Here is a 26,147-nt window from a genome sequence, read left to right on the forward strand (position 1 = left end):
ATGAATTCGGCGCAGGGCAACGACTCCCAGGCGGAGAGCCCGCTCATCCCTGAGCTCATCGCCCGGCAGGCGGCGCTCGACCCGGACGCCGTCGCGGTGGTGGCCGGTCGCGAGCGCCTGACCTACGGAGAGCTGCACCGCCGTGCCGAGCTGGCAGCCCACCGGCTGAGACAGCTCGGCGCGGGGCCGGACACGCCCGTGGGTGTCCGGCACGGCCGCGGTTTCGATCTCGTCGTCGGCCTGCTCGCCATCTGGCGGGCGGGCTCCGCCTATCTCCCCCTGGACCCGGAGGCGCCGCAGGCCCGGCTGCGGGCCCTGATCGACCGTTCGGGAACGCGTCTGGTGCTCTGCGAGGCCGATCAGGCCGACGCGGTGACCGCCGCGGGTGCCCGGGCCGTCGTCCCGGCGCACCTCGTCGACGATCCGTCCCGGGGACCGGGGCAGCGGGCCGATCTCCCGCCCGCGCCGTCCCTCCACCGGCACAACACCGCGTACGTCCTGCACACCTCGGGCTCCACCGGCGAGCCCAAGGGTGTCATGGTCAGCCACGAGGGCGCGGGCAACCTGATCCGCTGGATGGTGGACCACTTCGGCTTCGGCCCCGGTACCCGGGTGCTCCACCGCACCCCGCTGATCTTCGACGCCCATGTGTGGGAGGTCTTCGCGCCGCTGGCCGCCGGGGGGACCCTCGTCCTCGCCGACGCCGGTGCCGAGCGGGACCCGGCCGCCCTGGTGCGCGCGGTGGCCGAGCACGGTGTCACCACCCTCCAGGTGGTGCCGTCCATTCTGCGGCTGATGGTCGCCGAGGACGGCTGGGACCGCTGCCACGCGCTGCGCCAGGTCCTCTCCGGCGGTGAGCAGTTGCACGCGGAGCTGGCGCAGCGGCTGCGGGCGCTCGTGGACGTCGACGTGTGGAACACCTACGGCCCCACCGAGTGCTCCGTCAACGCGACCGCGCACCGCTTCGACCCCGCGCAGTCCGAGGGCCCGGTGCCGATCGGCCGGCCCATCCCCGGCACCCGGGTACTGGTGGTGGACGCCACCGGAACGCCCGTGGGCATCGGTGTCCCGGGCGAGCTGCTGATCGGCGGCGCCGGTCTGGCACGCGGCTATCTGGGGCGGCCGGGCCAGACGGCGGACCGGTTCGTCCCCGACCCCTACGCGAAGGACGCCTCCCGGCTGTACCGCACAGGTGACCGGGTGCGGTGGACCCCCGACGGTGTGCTGGAGTACCTGGGGCGCACCGACGACCAGATCAAGGTCAACGGTGTGCGGATCGAGCCGGGCGAGATCGAGAGCCATCTCCTCGACCACCCCCAGGTGGTGATGGGCACGGTCCTGCCGTACCGGGTGGACGACGGCGGCAAGCGGCTCGCCGCCTATGTGGTGCCCGCGTCGGACGACGCCCCGGAGCAGATCGAGCAGACGCTCCGCCGCTATCTGCTGGAGCGGCTTCCGGCCAGCCATCTGCCCTCCCGGTTCCTCTTCCTGGACCGGCTCCCGATCGGCCCCACCGGCAAGGTGGACCGCAAGGCGCTGCCCGACCCGGCGGCGGACTCCGCGGCGACCGGCGCGGACGCGACGGTGACCGGCCCCGCGGCGGATTCCGCGGGCGCCTCCGCTTCCGGGCCTGCGGGGAGCGGCGAGGCCCTGGCCCTGGTGGCCGACATCTGGCGCGATGTGCTCGGTGTGACCGAGGCGGCCCCCGGTGACGACTTCTTCCGGCTGGGCGGCACCTCGCTCCAGATCGCCCTGCTGGCGACCCGGCTGCGCGCGGCCGGTCAGGACATCACCCTGTACGACCTGCTGAGCAACCCCACCCTGGCGGCGCAGGCGGCCCTGCTGGACCTGGCTCCCGAGGCGCCCGCGCCCGGCACGGACATCCCCCGGCTCGCACCCGAGACCCGGGCGAAGGGCGTACCCCTCTCCCCCGGTCAGCGCCGTATGTGGTTCCTGGACCGGTTGAACCCGGGTAGCCCCGAGTGGGTCGCGGGACTGCTGCTGAGGCTGCCGGAAGGCGCCGATCTGCCGGTGGTGCGTGAGGCACTGGGCATTCTGACGGACCGTCATGAGGCGCTGCGCACCCGCTACACCGAGGTCGGCGGCGAGCCCGCCCAGTTCGTCCGGGCGTCCGTCGAGACCCCGCTCACCACGGTGAATTGCACGCGCGCGGAGCTTCCCGCCGAGCTGAAGACCCTCATGGGCACCGGTTTCCCGCTGGACGGCGAGGGACCGCTGCTGCGTGGCACCGTGTACCGGGTGGACGGCGGGCCACGGCTGCTCGTGCTCGCCATGCATCACATCACCACCGACGGCTGGTCCTCGCGCATCCTGGAGGACGACTTCCACCGGACGGTCGACGCGCTGCTCCGGGGCGAGCGGCCCGAACTTCCCGAGCTTCCCGTCCAGTACGCCGACTACGCGGCCTGGCAGCAGGAGCGGCTGACCTCCGGGACGGTGGAGCGGGAGGTGGCGCACTGGCGCGGGGTGCTGGCGGGTGTGGAGCCGCTCTCGCCGCCCACCGACCACCCCCGGCCCCCCATGCGGGACGGCCGGGGCTCCATCGCCCCCCTCCAGGTCCCCGCCGCGACGGTCCGCGCGCTGGACTCCGTCGCCCAGGAGCTGGGCACCACCCGCTTCGCCGTCGTCCTGACCGCGCTCGCCACGGTCCTGGCCCGGTACACCGGCCAGTGGGACGTGCCCGTCGGCGCCCCGGTCGCGGGGCGGGGCCGCCCCGAGCTGGACGGCGTGGTCGGGTTCTTCCTCAACACCGTCGTCATGCGCTGCCGGCTGGAGCCGGAACTCGGCTTCACGGAGGCCGTCCGCCGCACCGCCGAGGTCACGAAGGACGCCCTGGCCCATCAGGAGCTGCCGTTCGACCTGCTCGTCGACGAGCTGGCCCCCAAGCGCGACCTGTCCCGCACCCCGCTCTACCAGGTCGCGTTCGACCTGCACGGAGAGGACTTCAACGCGCCGGACGACGAGGATCTGGAGATCCTCCACCGGATGTGGCACCTCGCCCACACCGACCTCACCCTGCTGCTGCGCCCGCAGCCGGACGGCTCCCTCGTCGGCGGTCTGGAGTACGCGACGAGCCTGTACGAGCACAGCACCGCCACCGCGCTGGTCGCGGCGCTCGGCCAGGTGCTGGAGAGCGCCGCCGCCGAGCCGCGCGGGCGTCTGGACCGGCTCGCTCTCCTGGGCTCCGACGAGACCCGTCGTCTCGACCGCTGGAGCGGCAGCCCGGCGCGGCAGCCGGAGCACCCGGCGCATGTCCTCATCGCCGAGCAGGCGCTGCGCACGCCGGACGCCATCGCCGTCCGGGCGGATGACGGAGAGCTGACCTACCGGCAGCTCGCACAGCGGGCGGGGCAGGTCGGCGACCGGCTGCGCGCCCTGGGCGTACGGCCCGACACGCCGGTCGGCGTCCTGCTCGACCGTGGGCTCGATCTGCATCCGGCGCTGCTGGGGGCCTGGTGGGCCGGTGCCGCGTATGTGCCGATCGACCCGGAGTTCCCCGCCGAGCGGGTGGCCGGGATGCTGGCCGACGCCGGGGTCCGGGTCCTGCTCACCGACGAGCGCGGGGCAGCGGGGCTCGCCGACACGTTCGCGGGGCGGATCGTCACCGTCGGCGGAGGCCACGGCGACGGCGACGGTCACGGTCACGGTCACGGCGACGGTCACGGCGACGGCGGCGTTCACGCCGACAGCCACGGGGACAGGGCCGGGGACGGAGACAGGGACGGAGACGGGGGTGCCGGGACCGGTGCGCTGGACGCCCTGCCGGTCCGGTCCCTGGAGGAGCTCGCCGCGCGAGCCCGTGCGACGGCCGACCTCGACGCCCTCGCCTACGTCATCTACACCTCCGGCTCCACCGGGCGTCCGAAGGGCGTGGCCGTCCACCACCGGGGACTCACCAACCATCTGCTGTGGGCCCGGGAGACCCTGGTCGACGCGGGCACCGGCGGCGGAGCGGTCTTCTCCTCCGTCGCCTTCGACCTGGTCGTGCCCAATCTGTGGGCCCCGCTGCTGGCCGGGCAGCGCGTGGTGCTGCTGCCGCAGGACCTCGACCTGTCCGAGCTGGGCACCCGGCTGGTGAAGTCGGGCCCCTTCAGCTTCCTCAAGCTCACCCCGGGCCATCTGGACATCCTCTCCCAGCAGCTCGGCACGGCCGAGGCGGAGGCACTGGCGGCCACGGTCGTCGTCGCGGGCGAGGCCCTGCCGGGCGCGTCGGCCGCGCACTGGACCGGGCTGCTCGGCGAGGGCCGTCTGATCAACGAGTACGGGCCGACCGAGGCGTCCGTCGGGACCAGCATCCTGCCGGTGCCCCGCGAACCCGGTCCGGGCACCGTGCCCATCGGCCGCCCCCTGCCCGGCATGACCATGCGGGTCCTCGACGCCTCGCTGGCTCCCGTTCCCGTCGGCGCCGTGGGCGAGCTGTACGTCGGCGGCACCGGTGTGGCCCGGGGCTATCTGGGACGCGCCGGACTCACCGCCGAGAGGTTCCTGCCCGACCCGTACGGGCCGCCCGGCAGCCGGATGTACCGCTCCGGGGACCTGGTGCGCCTGCGGGACGGCGGTGTCGTGGAGTTCCTCGGCCGCGGCGACGACCAGATCAAGATTCGCGGCTACCGCGTGGAGACCGGCGAGATCCGCACCGTGCTGCTCGGTCACCCGGCCGTCGCGGACGCCGTCGTCCTGCCCCGGGGCGAGGGCGGGCAGGCACGCATCGTCGCGTACTGGACGGCGCGGGACGGGAGGAGGCCGGAGGACGGGGCGGAGCGGGCCGGTGGCGCCGGTGACGGTACGCAGTCCGCCGCCGATGCCGAGCTGGCCGCCCACTGTGCCCGGCAGCTCCCCGACTACATGGTTCCGTCCGCCTTCGTACGGCTGGACGCCATCCCGCTCAACCGCAACGGCAAGGTCGACCGGGCCGCGCTGCCCGAGCCGGCCGGACCGGACCCGGCGGCCGACGACACACCGCTCGGCCCCGTCGAGGAAATCGTCCAGCACATCTGGCGCGAGGTCTGCGGGGTCGAGGCCGGAGCACACGACGACTTCTTCGGCCGTGGCGGCAATTCGATCCTCGCCATCCGGATGATCGCCGAGATCCGGACCGAGTTCGACGTGACGCTCCCGGTCCGCGCCGTCTTCGAGGCCCCGACCATCGCGGGCATCGCCCGGACCATCGAGAACCGCATCCGCGCGGAGATCGAGGAGATGTCCGACAGCGACATCGTGGCGAACACGGACACGGACACGGACACGGGCTCGGACGCGGTTCCGGACACGGGCACTGACACGGACACGGGCTCGGACGCGGACTCGGACACGGGCACAGGCTCGGACGCGTCGGCAGCCGCGGGCGCACAGACGACGAACACCAGCACAGCACCCAGCACGAGCACCAGCACGGACAGCGCATACGCCGCCGCGCAGGCGAAGGAGCCGAACGCATGAGCCACCAGAAGCAGTCTGCCGAAGCCCTGCGCGAGGAGCTGCTGCGGAAGCGGCTCGCCGGACGCCGGGGCCGAAGCGCCTCCGCCCGTCCCACCGGCATCCCCCAGGCCGACCGGAACGCACCCCTCCCCCTGAGCCACGGCCAGCAGCAGATGTGGTTCCTCAGCCGTCTTGAGCCGGACAGCACCGAGTATCTGGTGCCCCTCGTCCTCCGGATGCGCGGCACCCTCGACCCCGAAGCGCTGAACAGCGCGTGGGAACAGGTCTGCGCCCGGCACGAGATCCTGCGTACGCGGTACGAGCTGCTCAACGGGGACCCGGTCCAGGTCATCGACCCCGCCGGTACCCTCGGGCTGCCGCTGACCGACCTCTCCGGGCACCCCGGGAGCGAGCGCGAGCAGCACGCCCGCTCCGCGCTCGACCAGGAGATGGCCACCCCCTTCGACCTCGCCACCGAATGGCCGGTACGGGGCAGGCTGCTGCGGCTGGACCAGGACGACCATGTACTCGCCGTGGTCTTCCACCACATCGCCTGCGACGCCTGGTCCACCCGGCTCTTCGGCCAGGAGCTGAGCGCCTGCTACGCCGCCGCGCTCCACAACGGAGGCACCGGGACCGGGGACGGCGGGAGCGCGGTGCTGCCTCCCGTCTCGCTCCAGTACGCCGACTACGCGGCCTGGGAGCGCCAGGAGCTGGCCGGGACCGGCGCGGAACCCGCCCTGGCCTACTGGCGCGAGCGGCTCGCGGATGTCGTCCCCACCGATCTGCCCGTCGACCGCGCCCGCCCCGAACGGCGGGACCCCTCGGGTGCCTCGGTCGCCTTCGAGCTGTCTCCCGAACTGTCCGAGCATCTGCGTGACGTGGCCAAGCGCTACGAGACCACCGCGTTCACGGTGCTGCTCACGGCCTTCCAGGCGCTGATCTCCCGTTACACGGGACGGACGGACGTCCCCGTCGGCACCGTCGTGTCGGGCCGGGCCCGCCCTGAGCTCCAGGGCATGTTCGGCTACGGGATCAACTCGCTGACCATGCGCGCCCGGTGGGACGACCCCGCCACCACCTTCGGTCGGCTGGTGAGTGCCAACCGACGCGATGTGATGGACGCCTTCGACCACCAGTCGGTGCCGTTCGCGCACCTCGTGGACGAGCTCCAGCCGGAGCGCGACCAGTCCCGGACGCCGCTCTACCAGGTCGCCTTCACGATGCACGAGTGGCGGCTCGACTCGTTCGCCCTGCCCGGTCTGTCGGTCGAGCCGTTCCTCCACGAGGACGGCATCGCGAAGTGCGATCTGACCCTCCAGGTCCAAGAGCACCCGGACGGCGCCTTCCAGGGGCGCATGGTGTACGCGACATCGCTGTTCGACGAGGAGACCGTCGAACGCTTCGTCGGCCACTTCCGGGCTCTGCTCGACCATGCCCTGAGGGACCCGGACGCCGTCCTGGCGCGGATCGACATCCTCGGAGCGGCTGAACGGGCCCTGATGACAGCGGGTCCTGTCAACGGTCCGTCTGTTGACGGCTATCCGTTGATGCATGGCCTGTTCGAGTCGATGGTGGCGGAGCGTCCGGACGCGGTCGCCGTCGTCGCCGACGGCACGCAGTACACGTATGCGGAGGTGAATGAGCGGGCGAACCGAATCGCCCACCTGCTCCGCTCCCTCGGCGCACGCCCCGAAGACGCTGTAGGTGTCCACCTGGAACGCGGCCCGGATCTCATCCCGGCTCTCCTCGGCGTTCTCAAGTCAGGCGCCGGATACCTGCCGCTGGACCCGGTCAACCCCGTCGACCGCCTCGGCTACATCGTCTCCGACGCGCAGGCCCGCCTGGTCATCACCACCAGCGACCTCGCACCCAGCCTCACCACCGTCTACGACGGACAGCTCATCGTCCTCGACACCACCGACCTGACGGACCTCCCCACGGAGAACCCTGCGGTCGTGTCCTCGGCCGAGAACGCGATCTACACGATCTACACCTCCGGCTCCACCGGCCGCCCCAAGGGCGTCGTCCTCACGCATGTCAACGTCGCACGGCTGCTGACCACGGCGCAGGAGCATTTCGCCTTCGACCACACCGACGTCTGGTCGATGGCCCACTCCTACGCCTTCGACGTCTCCGTCTTCGAGATGTGGGGAGCCCTCGCCCACGGCGGACAACTCATCGTCATCCCCCGTGCGGTCACCCGTTCACCCGAGGAATTCGCCGACCTCCTCACCCAACACCAGGTCACCGTCCTGTCCCAGACACCGACCGCGTTCAGCTCCCTCACCGCCCTCGCCGCCGCCAACGACCCCCGCATCAACCAACTCCACCTCCGCGCCGTCATCTTCGCCGGAGAAAAACTGGAGACACGCGAACTGACCCCCTGGGTCAAGCACAAGGGACTCACCGCTCCGGTCCTGGTCAACATGTACGGGATCACCGAGACCACCGTCCACACCACCTACCACGCACTCGACGACACCGACCTCGCCAACCCCGCCCAGAGCCGCGTCGGCCACCCCCTCTCCGACCTGGCCGTCCACCTCCACGACCCCGAAGGGCGCCCCGTCCCCCTCGGCGTCCCGGGGGAGATCCACGTCTCCGGCCCCGGTGTGGCACGCGGTTACCTCAACCGCCCCGCCCTCACCGCCGAACGCTTCCTCCCCGACCCCTACGGGGCCCCCGGCAGCCGCCTCTACCGCAGCGGAGACATCGCACTGCGCCGACCCGACGGAAGCCTCGAAGTCATCGGCCGCATCGACGACCAGGTCAAGATCCGCGGCTTCCGCATCGAACTCGGCGAAATCACCGCCGCCCTCACCAACCACCCCGACATCCGCCAAGCCATCACCATCGTCCGCGAGGACACCCCCGGCGACAAACGACTCGTCGCCTACCTCGTCCCCGAACCCGGACACCTTCTCAACACACCCGCCATCCGCCAGGACCTCACCCAGAGTCTCCCGGACTACATGGTCCCGACCGCCTATATCCCGCTCGACGCCATCCCGCTCACCGCCAATGGCAAGCTCGACAAGCGCAACCTGCCCGCGCCCGACAGCGCGACCCTGCGCACAGCCGACACCTACACCGCCCCCCGCACCCCCCTCGAACAGCACATCGCAGAGGTGTGGAGGGACGTCCTCGGCGTCGACCGTGTCGGTGTGCACGACAGCTTCTTCGAGCTGGGCGGGGACTCGCTGCGCGCGGTCACCCTCGTCGGAGCGCTCCGGACCGCCGGGTACGAGGTCAGCGTCCGGGACATCTTCGACGCCCGGACGGTCGCCCGACTGGGCGAGCTGACAGGAGAGGCACAGGGGCACAGCGTCGTCCAGCGGCTTGTCCAGCCGTTCGAGCTGATCAGCGCGGAGGACCGGGCCCTGCTGCCCGAGGACGTCGCCGACGCCTATCCGCTGTCGCAGAACCAGCTCGGCATGGTCGTCGAAATGCTCACCGATGACGCGCAGAACAACTACCACAATGTGTCGTCGTACTGGATACGTGACGCGGTCCCCTTCTCCGCCGCCGCCTTCGCCGCCGCCGGCCGGGTCCTGGTGGAGCGGCACGAGGCGCTGCGCACGTCGATCCAGCTCTCCGGCTACTCCCGCCCGCTCCAGCTCGTGCACCAGCACGCGGAGATGGTGACGCGGACGATCGACCTGACCGGTCAGGACAAGGACAGCGTCTGGGCGGAGGTGCGGCGATTCGCCACGGCCGAGCGCGCCGACGCCTTCGACATGTCCGTCCCCGGACTGATGCGCTATCACGCGCACACGACCAGCGACGACGGATGGTGGCTCTCCATCACCGAGTGCCACCCGATCATGGAGGGGTGGAGCTACCACTCCCTGATCATGGAGCTGCTGACCACCTACTTCGCCCTGCGGGACGGGCAGGAGCCCGCGTACGAGGGCACTCCGGACGTACGGTTCGCGGACGCCATCGCGGCGGAACTCGCCGCGCTGGAGTCCACGGAGGACCGCGCCTACTGGAACGGGGTCGTCCAGGACCACGCACCGCTGCGGCTGCCCGAGAACTGGGGTACGCCCGAGGCCGGTGCGTTCGACGCCCACAAGGGCGCGTTCCCCTTCCAGCACATCGAGCCCCAGTTGCGGGCGCTCGCGACCGCCACCGAGACCTCGCTGAAGGCCGTCATGGTGGCAGCGCATCTGAAGGTGATGAGCCAGCTCACCGGTGAGCAGGACTTCCACACCGGGCTGGTCTGCGACATGCGCCCGGAGATGGTCGGCGCCGACCGCGTCGCCGGTATGTACCTCAATACGCTGCCCTTCCCCTTCCGGCGGACCGCGCGGACCTGGGGCGAGCTGGTGCGCCAGGTCTTCGACACCGAGGTGGGGCTGTGGCCGCACCGCCGCTACCCCATGCCGACGGTTCAGCGGGCGTGGGGCGGCACCGGCCGCATGATGGACGTCTACTTCAACTACCACGACTTCCGTCAGGTCGACACCGAGCTGATCGACATCATGGCGGGCAACGACGACAGCCCCACCGAATTCCCGCTCACCGTCTCCTCCCGGTCCGGGCACATCATCCTGACGGCCAACCGGCGCCACATCGACGAGATCAATGTGGAGCGTTTGGTGGGGATGTACGGGGCGGTGCTGGAGGCCATGGCGGCCGAGGGCATCAGCGGCGACGCCCGCGTGACCCGACTCCCCGACCACGAACACACCCTGGTCACCACCGGGCCCGTCAGCGCTCCGTCCATTGACGGCTACCCGCTCATGCACGGCCTGTTCGAGGCCATGGTGGCGGAGCGTCCGGACGCGGTCGCCGTCGTCGCCGACGGTACGCAGTACACGTATGCGGAGGTGAACGAGCGGGCGAACCGTATCGCCCACCTGCTCCGCTCCCTCGGCGCACGTCCCGAGGACGCCATCGGTGTCCACCTGGAACGCGGCCCGGATCTCATCCCGGCTCTCCTCGGCGTTCTCAAGTCGGGTGCGGGGTATCTGCCGCTGGACCCGGTCAACCCCGTCGACCGACTCGGATACATCGTCTCCGACGCACAGGCCCGCCTGGTCATCACCACCAGCGACCTCGCACCCACCCTCACCACCGTCTACGACGGACAGCTCATCGTCCTCGACACCACCGACCTGACGGACCTCCCCACGGAGAACCCTGCGGTCGTCTCTTCCGCCGAGAACGCGATCTACACGATCTACACCTCCGGCTCCACCGGCCGCCCCAAGGGCGTGGTGCTGACACATGTCAACGTCGCACGCCTGCTCACCACGGCGCAGGAGCACTTCGCCTTCGACCACACCGACGTCTGGTCCATGGCCCACTCCTACGCCTTCGACGTCTCCGTCTTCGAGATGTGGGGAGCCCTCGCCCACGGCGGACAGCTCATCATCGTCCCCCGTGCGGTCACCCGTTCACCCGAGGAGTTCGCCGACCTCCTCACCGAACACCAGGTCACCGTCCTGTCCCAGACCCCCACCGCGTTCAGCTCCCTCACCGCCCTCGCCGCCGCCAACGACCCCCGCATCAACCAACTCCACCTCCGCGCCGTCATCTTCGCCGGAGAAAAACTGGAGATCAGCGGGCTGCGCCCCTGGGTCGACCGCAAGGGCCTCACCGCTCCGGTCCTGGTCAACATGTACGGGATCACGGAGACCACCGTCCACACCACCTACCACGCGCTTACAGAGCAGGACTTGGAGGCGGACGGCAACCCGATCGGACGTCCGCTGTCGGACCTGGCCGTTCATCTGCTGAACACGGACGGACGCCCCGTCCCTCTCGGCGTCCCCGGGGAGATCCATGTCTCCGGCCCCGGTGTGGCACGCGGTTACCTCAACCGTCCGTCCCTGACCGCCGAACGCTTCCTGCCCGACCCCTACGGGCCCCCCGGCAGCAGGATGTACCGCAGCGGCGACATCGCCCTGCGCAACCCCGACGCAACCCTCGACTTCTCCGGCCGTATCGACGACCAGGTCAAGATCCGCGGCTTCCGCATCGAACTCGGCGAGATCACCGCCGCCCTCACCAACCACCCCGACATCCGCCAGGCCATCACCATCGTCCGCGAGGACACCCCCGGCGACAAACGACTCGTCGCCTACCTCGTCCCCGAACCCGGACACACCCCCGACGCCAAAACCCTCCGCACCGAACTCGCCACCACACTCCCCGACTACATGGTCCCCACCGCCTACGTCCCCCTCGACACCATCCCCCTCACCCCCAACGGCAAGCTCGACAAACGCAACCTGCCGACGCCTGACATCGAGCAGCTCGCCCGGAACCGCTATGTCGCCCCCCGCAGGCCCGACGAGGAGCGGATGGCCGCCATCTGGGCGCAGGCCGTGGGCGTCGACCGCGTCGGTGTGCACGACGACTTCTTCGAGCTGGGCGGGGACTCGCTGCGCGCGGTCACCCTGGTCGGAGCGCTCCGGACCGCCGGGTTCGACGTCAGCGTCCGAGACGTCTTCCGGCACACCACCATCGCCGATCTGTGCGAGGCGGTCACCGGTCAGTCCGTCCCGCAGGCCCCGGCCGCGCCTGTCCAGCCGTTCGAGCTGATCAGCGCGGCGGACCGGGCCCTGTTGCCGGACGGCCTGGACGACGCCTACCCGCTGTCCCAGAACCAGACCGGCATGCTGGTCGAGACGCTGGCCTCGGGCGAGCGGGCCAACTACCACGACCTGATCTCCTTCCTGGTCCGCGACGAGAAGCCCTTCGACTTCGAGAAGCTGACCGCCGCCGTGCGCACGGTCGCCGAGCAGCACGACATCCTCCGCACCTCCGCCTCACTGACCGGCTACAGCGTGCCGATGCAGCTCGTGCACCGGGACGTCGCCATCCCGCTCGGCTGGCGGGACATCAGCGACCTCAACCCCGACGAGCAGCAGGCCGAGCTGCGCGCCTTCGTCACCGCCGAGCGGGCCGCCCCGTTCGACCTGGACAGCTCGGCGCCGCTGCTGCGGATCTTCTTCCATGTCCAGGGCCCGAACGCCTGGCGGTGCTCGTTCACCAAGAACCACGCGGTGCTGGAGGGCTGGAGCTATCACGCCCTGCTGAAGGACATCGTCGAGGTGTACGACCGGCTCAGCGCGGGTCATGACGTCGACTACGAGGCACCCCGCATCCGTTTCGCCGACACCGTCGCGGCGGAGCTGGACGCCCTCGCCTCCGACGAACAGCGGCAGTTCTGGCGGGATGTCGTCGACAACCACACGCGCTTCACCCTGCCCGACGGCTGGCACGGCGACCTGGACGCTCCCGCTCAGCGGGTCGGCGCCGGCTACTCGTACCGGCATCTGGAGCCCCAGCTGCGCGCGGTCGCGGCGGCGGCCGGCGTGCCGGTCAAGGCGGTGCTGCACGCCGCCCATCTGAAGGTGATGAGCCAGCTCACCAGCGAGGAGCACTTCTTCACCGGCCTGGTCGGCCACACCCGTCCCGAGGTGGAGGGCGCCGACCGTCTCATCGGCATGTACATCACGACGCTGCCGCACCCTCACACCCGTACGGCCGCCACCTGGGGCGAGCTGGCGCGGCAGGTCTTCGATGCCGAGGTCGCCGCTTGGCCGCACCGCTCCTTCCCGCTCCAGGCCATCCGGAACGACGGTCGGCGACTGCTCGACGTGTTCTTCATCTACCTGGACTTCCACAACCTCGGTGACGAGGAGATCGTGGACGAGGGCAATGGCATCAACCAGACGGAGACCGAGTTCGGTCTGGCGGTGACCACTGTCGCCGGGCAGATCGGTCTGCGCAGCAACAGCCATGTCCTGTCCCAGGCCCATGTGGAGCGTTTGGTGGGGATGTACGGGGCGGTGCTGGAGGCCATGGCGGCCGAGGGCATCAGCGGCGACGCCCGCGTGACCCGACTCCCCGACCACGAACACACCCTGGTCACCACCGGGCCCGTCAGCGCTCCGTCCGTCGATGGCTATCCGCTGATGCACGGTCTGTTCGAGGCCATGGTGGCGGAGCGTCCGGACGCGGTCGCCGTCGTCGCCGACGGCACGCAGTACACGTATGCGGAGGTGAACGAGCGGGCGAACCGTATCGCCCACCTGCTCCGCTCTCTCGGCGCACGCCCCGAGGACGCCATCGGTGTCCACCTGGAACGCGGCCCGGATCTCATCCCGGCTCTCCTCGGCGTTCTCAAGTCGGGTGCGGGGTATCTGCCGCTGGACCCGGTCAACCCCGTGGACCGACTCGGATACATCGTCTCCGACGCACAGGCCCGCCTGGTCATCACCACCAGCGACCTCGCACCCAGCCTCACCACCGTCTACGACGGACAGCTCATCGTCCTCGACACGACGGACGTCTCGGGCTTCTCCACGGAGAACCCTGCGGTGGTCTCCTCGGCCGAGAACGCGATCTACACGATCTACACCTCCGGCTCCACCGGCCGCCCCAAGGGCGTCGTCCTCACCCACACCAACGTGGCCCGCCTGCTCACCACGGCGCAGGAGCACTTCGCCTTCGACCACACCGACGTCTGGTCCATGGCCCACTCCTACGCCTTCGACGTCTCCGTCTTCGAGATGTGGGGAGCCCTCGCCCACGGCGGACAGCTCATCGTCGTCCCCCGTGCGGTCACCCGTTCACCCGAGGAGTTCGCCGACCTCCTTACCCACCACCGCGTCACCGTCCTGTCCCAGACCCCCACCGCGTTCAGCTCCCTCACCGCCCTCGCCGCCGCCAACGACCCCCGCATCAGCCAACTCCACCTCCGCGCCGTCATCTTCGCCGGAGAAAAACTGGAGATCAGCGGGCTGCGCCCCTGGATCGACCGCATGGGCCTCGGACGGATCTCCCTCGTCAACATGTACGGGATCACGGAGACCACCGTCCACACCACCTACCACGCACTCGACGACACCGATCTCGCCAACCCCGCCCAGAGCCGCGTCGGCCACCCCCTCTCCGACCTGGCCGTTCATCTGCTGAACACGGACGGACACCCCGTACCCCTCGGCGTCCCGGGAGAGATCCATGTCTCCGGCCCCGGCGTCGCACGCGGCTACCTCAACCGCCCCGCCCTCACCGCCGAACGCTTCCTCCCCGACCCCTACGGGCCGCCCGGCAGCAGGATGTACCGCAGTGGCGACATCGCCCTGCGCCGACCCGACGGAAGCCTCGAAGTCATCGGCCGTATCGACGACCAGGTCAAGATCCGCGGCTTCCGCATCGAACTCGGCGAGATCACCGCCGCCCTCACCAACCACCCCGACATCCGCCAGGCCGTCACCATCGTCCGCGAGGACACCCCCGGCGACAAACGACTCGTCGCCTACCTCGTCCCCGAACCCGGACACACCCCCGACGCCAAAACCCTCCGCACCGAACTCGCCACCACCCTCCCCGACTACATGGTCCCCACCGCCTACGTCCCCCTCGACACCATCCCCCTCACCCCCAACGGCAAGCTCGACAAACGCAACCTCCCCGCACCCGAGGGACGGTCACTGGGCACAGCCGACACCTACACCGCCCCCCGCACCCCCCTCGAACAGCACATCGCCGTGATCTGGGCGGATGTGCTGGGGCTGGAAACGGTCGGTGTGGAGGACTCCTTCTTCGATGTCGGCGGTGACTCCATCCGTGCCGTCGCCCTCGTCGGTGCCGTCCGTGCCGCCGGATACGACGTCAGCGTCGCCGAGGTCTTCGAACAGCGCACGATCGCCGGGCTCGCGGCCCTGGTCGGTACGCGGGGCACTTCGGCTGCCGGGCACCGTGCGGTGGCCCCGTTCGAGCTGATCAGCGCGGCGGACCGGGCCCTGCTGCCGGACGGCCTGGACGACGCCTACCCGCTCACGCAGGTGCAGACGGGCATGTTGTACGAGCAGCAGGCAGGCACCGGGGCGCACTACCACAGCACCGCCGGTTACAAGGTCCGGGACGAGCGGCCCTTCGACGCGGCAGCGATGCGAGCGGCTCTGGATCACGTGGTCTCCCGGCACGAGGCCCTGCGGACGTCGTTCGACCTGTCCATCGCGTCGACGCCGCTGCAACTGGTCCACAGCCGGGTGGAGGCCCCGCTCGCCGTGCACGATCTGCGCGGGCTGGAGCCGCGGGCGGTCCAGGAGGCGCTCGATCTGCACGTGGCCGCGGAAGGGGAACGTCCACTGGACCCGGCCCGGGCTCCGCAACTGCGGATGGCCGTGCATCTCGGGGACGACGGCTGGTGGCTGAGCCTGACCCGTTCGCACATGGTCACCGAGGGCTGGAGCCAGCACTCCATGATCATGGAGTTGGTCGACGGTTACCGGGCGCTGGTCGAGGGCCGTTCCCTCGCCTCCGAAGGAACCTCCGAAGGAACCTCCGAAGGAACCCCCGAGGTGCGGTTCGCGGACACCGTGGCCGCCGAGCTGGCCGCCCTTGAGTCGGCGGAGGAGCGTGCCTACTGGCAGCAGCTCGTGGAGGACCACACTCCGCTGACGCTGCCCCAGGACTGGGCCGGCGACGGCGACGCGGCGCCCGAGGCGTACTCCGTCACCGTGCCGCTCGCGGATCTGGAGCCGCAGCTCCGCGCCCTGGCCACCGAGGCCAGGGTGTCGGTGAAGAGTGTGCTGCTGGCGGCGCATCTGAAGGTGATGAGCCAGCTCACCCATGTGGAGCGTTTCCACACCGGGCTGGTCGCGGATGTCCGGCCGGAGGTACGGGGCTCGGACCGCGTCCACGGCATGTTCCTGAATACGCTGCCCTTCCCCTTCCGGCGGGCCGCGCGGACCTGGGGCGAGCTGGTGCGCCAGGTCTTCGACACCGAGGTCGAGCTGTGGCCGCACCGCCGCTATCCGCTGCCCGAGATGCAGCGGCTCGCCGGTGGCGCCTCGCAGCGCCTGATCGATGTGATCTTCAACTACCGCGACTTCCACAATCTGGACGCGGAGAAGCTGGACCTGGGTGCCGGGTTCGGCTCAGGCGGCACCGAGTTCGCGCTGACGGTGGGAACCGGCGGCGCTGGTCTGGTCCTCAAGACGCACACGGGTGTACTGGCCCGTGAGGCCACCGCACGGCTGGCCGAGATGTACCGGCTGGTCCTGGAGTCGATGGCGCGGGGTGCCGACGGTGACGCGCGCACGGTCCACCTGCCCCGGGGAGAGGCGGAGCGCCAGCTTTCCTGGAGTTCCGATGAAGGGGCGTTGTCGGTGGTTCCGGTGCCGGTGACCTGGTCCCGGATCGCCGCCCGCACCCCCCACGCCACCGCCGTCGAAGGCCACGACTTCACCCTCACCTTCCACGACATCGAAACCCGCGCCAACCAACTCGCCCACCACCTCACCACCACCACCGGCGCCGGACCCGGCCACATCATCGGAGTCCTCCTCGACCGAGGACCCCACATCCACACCACCCTCCTCGCCATCTGGAAAACCGGAGCCGCCTACCTCCCCCTCGACCCCACCAACCCCCCCAACCGCACCACCACCACCCTCAACGACGCAGGCGCCCACACCCTCATCACCCAAACCACCCACACCCACAACACCACCGCCTACAACCACATCCCCCACCTCATCCACCTCGACAACCCCCACACCCAAACCACCCTCACCACCCAACCCACCACACCCCCCACCACCACCATCCACCCACAAACACCCGCCTACCTCATCTACACCTCAGGCTCCACCGGCCGCCCCAAAGGCGTCACCATCCCCCACCAAGGACTCGCCAACCACCTCACCTGGGCCACCCGCGACCTCGTCAACCAAGGCACCACCAACCACCCCACCCACAACCCCACCGGCACCGCCGTCTTCACCTCCCTCGCCTTCGACCTCGTCATCCCCAACATCTGGGCACCCCTCCTCACCGGCCAACGCGTCGTCATGCTCCCCCAACACCTCGACCTCTCCCAACTCGCCCACCACCTCAACCAACACGCCCCCTACGCCTACCTCAAACTCACCCCCGCCCACCTCGAAATCCTCACCCAACAACTCACCCCCACCCAAGCCACCCACCTCGCCGGCACCATCGTCACCGCAGGCGAACCCCTCCCCCCCACACTCGCCCACCACTGGACCCAACTCCTCGGACCCAACCGCCTCATCAACGAATACGGACCCACCGAAACCAGCATCGGCACCACCACCCACACCATCCCCACCCACCCCAACACCCGACCCACCACCCCCATCGGAACCCCCCTCCCCGGCACCCAAACCCACATCCTCGACACCCACCTCAACCCCGTCCCCACCGGAACCACCGGCGAACTCTTCATCACCGGAACCGGAACCGCACACGGCTACCACAACCAACCCGCCCACACCGCCCACACCTTCCTCCCCAACCCCCACGGCCAACCCGGCACCCGCCTCTACCGCACCGGCGACCTCGCCCGACACCTCCCAGGCGGCACCATCGAATTCCTCGGCCGCACCGACCACCAAATCAAAATCCGCGGCCACCGCATCGAAACAGGAGAGATCGAGGCACATCTCCAGCGGCATCCCGCGGTGCAGCAGGCCAGGGTCCTGGTGTACGAGGACGCGTCGGGCGCCAAGCGGCTGATCGCCTATCTGATGGGCCGCCCGGAGCAGGGAGCGGAGCAGACGAACGGCGCCACCGGAGAGTCGGAGTGGCTCAGGGAGCACTGCGCCGAACAGCTCCCCGAATACATGGTCCCGTCCACGTTCATGTTCCTGGACGCCCTGCCGCTGAACGCGAACGGGAAGCTCGACCGCAAGGCCCTGCCCACCCCGGACACCGGGGCCCGGGACGAGTCGGAGATCGTCGCGCCGAGAACGGCCGCCGAGAGCGATGTCGTCGAGATCTGGCAGCAGGTGCTGCGGGCCGACCGGGTCAGCGTGACGGACCGCTTCTTCGACCGCGGTGGCGACTCCATCCGCGCGGTCGGCGTCGTGGGCGCCCTGCGGGGCCGCGGCTACGAGGTCTCCGTACGGGATGTGTTCGAACAGCGCACCGCCGACCGGCTCGCGTCGGTCATCGACAGCCGCCCCCGGATCGGACGGCCGAGCACCGGAACGGCACCGTTCGCCCTCATCCCGGAGGCGGACCGCGCGACCCTGCCGGACGGAGTGGTGGACGCCTATCCGCTGGGTCAGATGCAGCTCGGCATGATCGCCGAACTGATCGGCGGCGGAGGCGGGGACGGGCGGAACAACTACCACACCGTCATCGCCAAGCGGATCACCGACGACCGCGCCTTCGACGAGTCCGCCCTGCGCACCGCCGTCCGCGCCGTGACCGCACGCCACGACTCCCTGCGCACATCGGTGCGGCTCACCGGCTGGTCCACTCCCCTGCAACTGGTGCACGAGAGCGCCGATGTCCCGGTCCGGATCTCCGACTTCCGGGGGCTCGACCAGGAGCACGGCCTGCGGGAGCTGCGCGCCCATGTGGCCGCCGAGCGGGCCCGGCTGTTCGACCTCAAGCAGGCACCGTTCGTCCGGGTCTCCGCGCTGCTGGAGAGCGACGACGCCTGGTGGCTGGTGCTGACCACGTCCCATGTGGTCATGGACGGCTGGAGCACGCAGAACCTGGAGATGGACCTCCTCACCACCTATCGCGCTGTCCGCGACCAGGGTGCCGCCCCCGCCCGTCAGCCGCTTCCCGTGCGGTACGCCGATGTGATCGCCGCCGAGCTGGCCGCGCTGGGCCGGGACGAGAGCCGTGCCTACTGGCGTTCTGTGGTGACCGAGCATGTCAAGGCGGTCCCGCCCGCGAGCTGGGCCGGCCCGGGAGCGGCGGAGCAACTGTCCGTGGATGTCCCGGTGGCCGATCTGGCCGGGCGGCTGCGGGAGCGTGCCGCCGAGGCGGACGTTCCGTTCAAGACACTGATGCTGGCGGCGCATCTGAAGGTGATGAGCCAGCTCAACGACGAGCCCCGGTTCCACACCGGCGTGGTCTTCCATGTCCGGCCGGAGACGACAGGCGCCGAGCAGGTGATCGGCATGCATCTCAACACGCTGCCGTTCCCGTACGAGCGCGGGGCCCGGACCTGGCGCGATCTGCTCCCGGCCGTGCTGGCGCACGAGACCGAGGTATGGACGCACCGGCACTTCCCGCTGCCGAGCATCCAGCGGGAGTTCGGCGGCGGGCAGCGGCTCGCCGATGTGTTCTTCAACTTCATCGACTTCTACGAGATCGACGGCGACATCGTGGACAAGAGCACGGGGATCAGCGAAGCCCCGAATGAGTTCGGCCTCAGCGTGCACGCGCACGGCGACCGCAGGATCTCCCTGCGGGGCAGCACCTCGCTGGTCGGCCATGAGCACGCGGAACGGTTGGGCGGCATGTACCGGTCGGTGCTGGAGTCGATGGCGGAGGGCCTGGACGGCGAGGTGGGCGCGGTCTACCCCACGGTCGGTGAGACTTCCGCTGCCGGGGTTTCCGCCGGGGCCCATGCCGAGGGTCCGCTGATGCACGGTCTGTTCGAGTCGATGGTGGCGGAGCGTCCGGACGCGGTCGCCGTCGTCGCCGACGGTACGCAGTACACGTATGCGGAGGTGAACGAGCGGGCGAACCGTATCGCCCACCTGCTCCGCTCTCTCGGCGCACGTCCCGAGGACGCCATCGGTGTCCACCTGGAACGCGGTCCGGATCTCATCCCGGCTCTCCTCGGCGTTCTCAAGTCGGGGGCGGGCTATCTGCCGCTGGACCCGGTCAACCCCGTCGACCGGCTCGGCTACATCGTCTCCGACGCGCAGGCCCGCCTGGTCATCACCACCAGCGACCTCGCACCCAGCCTCACCACCGTCTACGACGGACAGCTCGTCGTCCTCGACACCACCGACCTGACGGATTTCTCCACCGAGAACCCTGCGGTCGTGTCCTCGGCCGAGAACGCGATCTACACGATCTACACCTCCGGCTCCACCGGCCGCCCCAAGGGTGTGGTGCTGACGCATGTCAACGTCGCACGCCTGCTCACCACGGCGCAGGAGCATTTCGCCTTCGACCACACCGACGTCTGGTCGATGGCCCACTCCTACGCCTTCGACGTCTCCGTCTTCGAGATGTGGGGAGCCCTCGCCCACGGCGGACAGCTCATCATCGTCCCCCGTGCAGTGACCCGTTCACCCGAGGAGTTCGCCGACCTCCTCACCGAACACCAGGTCACCGTCCTGTCCCAGACACCGACCGCCTTCAGCTCCCTCACCGCCCTCGCCGCCGCCAACGACCCCCGCATCAAGCGCCTCCACCTCCGCGCCGTCATCTTCGCCGGAGAAAAACTGGAGATCAGCGGGCTGCGTCCGTGGGTCGACCGCATGGGCCTCGGACGGATCTCCCTCGTCAACATGTACGGGATCACGGAGACCACCGTCCACACGACCTACCACCGGCTCACGAAGAAGGACTTCGAGGCGGACGGCAACCCGATCGGACGTCCGCTGTCGGACCTGGCCGTTCATCTGCTGAACGCTGACGGGCGCCCGGTGCCGGACGGTGTTCCCGGGGAGATCCATGTCTCCGGCCCGGGTGTGGCACGCGGCTACCTCAACCGTCCGTCCCTGACCGCCGAACGGTTCCTCCCCGACCCCTACGGGCCGCCCGGCAGCAGGATGTACCGCAGTGGCGACATCGCCCTGCGCAACCCCGACGGAACCCTCGACTTCTCCGGCCGTATCGACGACCAGGTCAAGATCCGCGGCTTCCGCATCGAACTCGGCGAGATCACCGCCGCCCTCACCAACCACCCCGACATCCGCCAGGCCGTCACCATCGTCCGCGAGGACACCCCCGGCGACAAACGACTCGTCGCCTACCTCGTCCCCGAACCCGGACACACCCCCGACGCCAAAACCCTCCGCACCGAACTCGCCACCACCCTCCCCGACTACATGGTCCCAGCGGCCTACGTCCCCCTCGACACCATCCCCCTCACCCCCAACGGCAAGCTCGACAAACGCAACCTCCCCGCACCCGAGGGACGGTCACTGGGCAATGCCACGGAGTTCATCGCTCCGGGTACCGCGCTGGAGGTCCGGATCGCGGAGATCTGGCAGCAGGTTCTGGGGGAGGCCCGCGTCGGTATGCAGGACAGCTTCTTCGAGCTGGGCGGCGACTCGATCCGCAGTGTGCTGCTCGTCGGCACCCTGCGGGACGCCGGAATCCGGGCGGAGGTCCGCGATGTGCTGGAGCGCCCGGTGTTCCAGGACTTCTGCGCCGGGCTGCTGACAGACGACGGAAGCCTCCCGGAGCCGGACCCGGGGCAGGCCGCGGTCGCTTCCACCGAGCCGTTCTCGCTGATCAGCGCGGCGGAGCGGGCCCTGCTGCCGGACGGCCTGGACGACGCCTACCCGCTCACCCGCAGCCAGCTCGGTATGCATCTGGAGATGCTGGCCGGTGCGGAGCGCCCGGCGTACCACCTGGTGAAGAGCATGCGGGTGCGGGACGAGCGTCCCTTTGCCCCGGATGTGTTCCAGCGGGCCGTGGACCTGCTGGTCGCGGCGCACGACGTCTTGCGCACCGGCGTCGATCTGGGGACGTATGAGCGTCCGCTCCAGTTGGTGCGTTCGTCCGTGGCGCTGACCGTGGAGGTCACCGACCTCCGGGGGGTCACCGCCGAGGAGGCCGACCGGCTCGTCCGGGACCATGTGGACGGTCTCGCCCGTAGGGCGCTGGACCGGGACGCGTGCCCGCTGCTGCGGCTGGACGTGCGGCTGTGCGGCGACGGAAGCTGGCAGCTCACGGTCGCGTACGCCCATGTGATCCTGGACGGGTGGAGCCTTCAGCGGCTGCTCAGCGAGTTGATGGGGCTGTATCACGGGCTGCTGGACGGACAGGTTCCGCCGTCGGCGCCGACCGCCGTGCGGTTCGCGGACACGGTGGCCGCCGAGCTGGCCGCGCTGGAGTCGGCCGGGACCCGTGACTTCTGGCGCGGGCTGGTGGCCGGGCGGTCGCCGGTCCGGCTGCCCGCGGACTGGAGCGCGGCGGGCGAGGCCGCCGAGGACCGGACGGAACAGGGACAGCGGGTGGAGGACGACGGTCCGCGGGTGCTGTCCGTGCCCTTCGCGGACATCGAGGACGGTCTGCGCAGGCTCGCGGCCCGCGCGCAGGCACCGTTGAAGAGTGTGCTGTTCGCCGCCCATCTCACGGTGCTCAGCAGACTGACACCCGAGGACGATTTCCTCTCCGGCCTCACCCACCATGTGCGCCCGGAGTCGGCGGACGCGGACCGTATCCACGGCATGTTCCTGAATGTGCTGCCGTTCCCGTTCCGCCGGGGCGCCCGGAGCCACACGGAGCTGGTCGCCGGGGTCTTCGCCCGGGAACGGGAGGTATGGGGGCACCGGCACTTCCCGATGCCTGCGATCCAGCAGGAGTTCGGGAACGGTGAACGGCTGCTGGAGGTCTACTTCAGCCACCAGGACTTCGGCTCCGCCGAGGAGCTGGGTCAGCGCACCGGTGTCGAGGTGGACGCGGCGGCGGGTGCCGGGGCGGGCCACAACGAGTTCGGGTTCTCCGTGGCGTCGGCTCCGGGGCGGCTTCAGCTCCGCTGCGGAAGCCGGAGCCTCGGGGAGTCCTCAGCGCGGCGGCTGGCCGCTCTGTACCGCTCGGTGCTGGAGGCCATGGCCGAGGACCCCGAGGGCGATCCGCGCTTCTACACGCTGCCCGCCGAGGAGCAGGCGACGCTGGACCGCTGGGCCGACGCCGTCGAAGGGGCGTTGTCGGTGGTTCCGGTACCGGTGACCTGGTCCCGGATCGCCGCCCGCACCCCCCACGCCACCGCCGTCGAAGGCCACGACTTCACCCTCACCTTCCACGACATCGAAACCCGCGCCAACCAACTCGCCCACCACCTCACCACCACCACCGGCGCCGGACCCGGCCACATCATCGGAGTCCTCCTCGACCGAGGACCCCACATCCACACCACCCTCCTCGCCATCTGGAAAACCGGAGCCGCCTACCTCCCCCTCGACCCCACCAACCCCCCCAACCGCACCACCACCACCCTCAACGACGCAGGCGCCCACACCCTCATCACCCAAACCACCCACACCCACAACACCACCGCCTACAACCACATCCCCCACCTCATCCACCTCGACAACCCCCACACCCAAACCACCCTCACCACCCAACCCACCACACCCCCCACCACCACCATCCACCCACAAACACCCGCCTACCTCATCTACACCTCAGGCTCCACCGGCCGCCCCAAAGGCGTCACCATCCCCCACCAAGGACTCGCCAACCACCTCACCTGGGCCACCCGCGACCTCGTCAACCAAGGCACCACCAACCACCCCACCCACAACCCCACCGGCACCGCCGTCTTCACCTCCCTCGCCTTCGACCTCGTCATCCCCAACATCTGGGCACCCCTCCTCACCGGCCAACGCGTCGTCATGCTCCCCCAACACCTCGACCTCTCCCAACTCGCCCACCACCTCAACCAACACGCCCCCTACGCCTACCTCAAACTCACCCCCGCCCACCTCGAAATCCTCACCCAACAACTCACCCCCACCCAAGCCACCCACCTCGCCGGCACCATCGTCACCGCAGGCGAACCCCTCCCCCCCACACTCGCCCACCACTGGACCCAACTCCTCGGACCCAACCGCCTCATCAACGAATACGGACCCACCGAAACCAGCATCGGCACCACCACCCACACCATCCCCACCCACCCCAACACCCGACCCACCACCCCCATCGGAACCCCCCTCCCCGGCACCCAAACCCACATCCTCGACACCCACCTCAACCCCGTCCCCACCGGAACCACCGGCGAACTCTTCATCACCGGAACCGGAACCGCACACGGCTACCACAACCAACCCGCCCACACCGCCCACACCTTCCTCCCCAACCCCCACGGCCAACCCGGCACCCGCCTCTACCGCACCGGCGACCTCGCCCGACACCTCCCAGGCGGCACCATCGAATTCCTCGGCCGCACCGACCACCAAATCAAAATCCGCGGCCACCGCATCGAAACAGGAGAGGTCAGCTCGGTCCTGCTGGAGCACGACCAGGTCCGCGAGGCGTTCGTGATCGGGCATGAGCACGCCCCGGGCGATGTCCGGCTGGCCGCCTATCTGGTGCCCGCCGACCCGGCCGGGCCGCCCACGGCGGCGGAGCTGGGGGCCCACTGCGCGGAGCTGCTGCCGGAGTACATGGTCCCCGCCGGTTTCACCGTGCTGGACGCCCTGCCGCTGAACGCGAACGGGAAGGTGGACCGCAAGGCCCTGCCCGTCCCCGAGTGGGACACGGGCGCCGAGCACTTCGAGCCGCCCGTCACCGGGACCGAGCAGCGACTCGCCCGGATCTGGGCCGAGGTCCTCGGAGTGGAACGGATCGGCCGCGGGGACGGCTTCTCCGCGCGGGGCGGGCACTCCCTCCTGGTGATCCGGGCGGTCGCCGCCGCGCAGCGGGAGCAGCTGCCGATGACGCTGTTCCAGCTCTATCAGTACGAGACGCTGGAGCGGGTGGCCGCGGCGGTGGACACGGCCCTGGCCGAGGCCGCCCCGGCAGCGGAGGCAGGGAACGGGCAGGAGACACGGAACGCGCGGGACCCGCGGGGAGGTGAGCGGCCGGTGTCCGCCCTCTCCTGGTGGACCGCGGGCCGACTGCCCGAGGCCGATCGGGTGCGCGATCTGCTGGCCGAGCACCGCGTCCCCGGGATCGCCCTGGCTGTGATCCACGACGGTGAGCTGGTGGCCGCCGAGGGCTACGGCACGGCCGACGGGACACGGCCGGTCCGCGCCGGCACCCCGTTCCATGTGGGCTCCCTGAGCAAGCACATCACCGCGCTGGGCGTGCTGCGCCTGGTGGACCGGGGGGTGCTCGACCTGGACGCGGACGCCGACAGCTATCTGACGGACTGGCGGATTCCGGGCGGGCCCGGACTGCCCCCGGTGACCGTGCGGCATCTGCTCGGACACCAGTCCGGTCTGTCGGCGACGCCCGGTCTGGGCTTCCCGCCGGGGCCGAAGGTGCCGTCCACCCTGGATCTGCTGACGGGTCGCGCCGTGCCCGAGGTGCCCGAGGTCACCCGCGAGGGCGTGCCCGGTACGCAGTTCCGGAAGGCGAACGTCCACTACGTCGTCCTCCAGCGGATTCTGGAGGACGTGACGGGTGAACCCTTCGCCGAGCTGATGCGCTCGCTGGTGCTCGACCCCCTGGGCATGCGGGACAGTAGCTTCGACCAGGCGTATCCCGAGCGGCTGAGCGGAACGGTGGCCGTCGGGCACGACGCCGACGGCGGGCCCCTGGGCCGGCGGGTCCGGCCGGACGCCGCGGCGGCCGGGCTGTGGTCGACGGCGGTGGACCTGGCGAAGGCGGCACTGGAGGTGCGCCGTTCGGCGCTGGGCCGTCCGGGCGCGCTGCTGGAGCGGGCCACGGCCGGGGCGATGCTGACCCCGTCGCCGCTGAGCCTCTACGGCCTCGGCACGGTCGTCGATGTCACGGAGACAGAAACCGAGTTCGGCCATGCCGGGACCCCGGTCGGGTTCCACGGGCTGTCGGCGGCGCGGCTGCGCGCGCGGACCGGCTTCGTCGCCCTGACCAACGGGGACTCCGGTGCGCGGGTGGTGAAGGCACTCACGGAGTTCCGCGGAGCGGTCTGATCCACGGAGCGGCCGGCCGATCGGGCGGTCCGCTCCGATCGAGGCGGCCCGGCCCCGGGCGGGTTCCCGGGGCCGGGCCGCCTCCTCCTTCCCTCTTCCCTGTCATCGAGGAGCGCGTCTGTTGTCCACTCCACCGAACCGGTCCGCCCCGGGGTCCTCGTC

General features: G+C 70.4%; 2 protein-coding genes. Both read left to right on the plus strand.

The features are described 5' to 3' along the window. Nucleotides 1–5,460 carry a non-ribosomal peptide synthetase gene (locus CRV15_RS04780; RefSeq protein WP_003962145.1) on the plus strand — a complete coding sequence of 1,820 codons (5,460 nt, stop codon included), beginning with the start codon at nucleotides 1–3 and terminating at the stop codon, nucleotides 5,458–5,460. Then, nucleotides 5,457–25,985 (plus strand): non-ribosomal peptide synthetase, encoded by a 20,529-nt coding sequence (locus CRV15_RS04785; protein WP_003962144.1) that lies wholly within the window; start codon nucleotides 5,457–5,459, stop codon nucleotides 25,983–25,985. The genes CRV15_RS04780 and CRV15_RS04785 overlap by 4 nt, the downstream gene beginning before the upstream one ends. The last annotated feature ends 162 nt before the right edge of the window (nucleotides 25,986–26,147 follow it).

Origin of the sequence: Streptomyces clavuligerus (genome assembly GCF_005519465.1) — a bacterium.
GTDB lineage: Bacteria > Actinomycetota > Actinomycetes > Streptomycetales > Streptomycetaceae > Streptomyces > Streptomyces clavuligerus.

Bases quoted from the DNA above. Each gene is read 5' to 3' on its own strand.
- CRV15_RS04780 (WP_003962145.1), top strand. From the start codon at position 1: ATGAATTCGGCGCAGGGCAACGACTCCCAGGCGGAGAGCCCGCTCATC.
- CRV15_RS04785 (WP_003962144.1), top strand. From the start codon at position 5,457: ATGAGCCACCAGAAGCAGTCTGCCGAAGCCCTGCGCGAGGAGCTGCTG.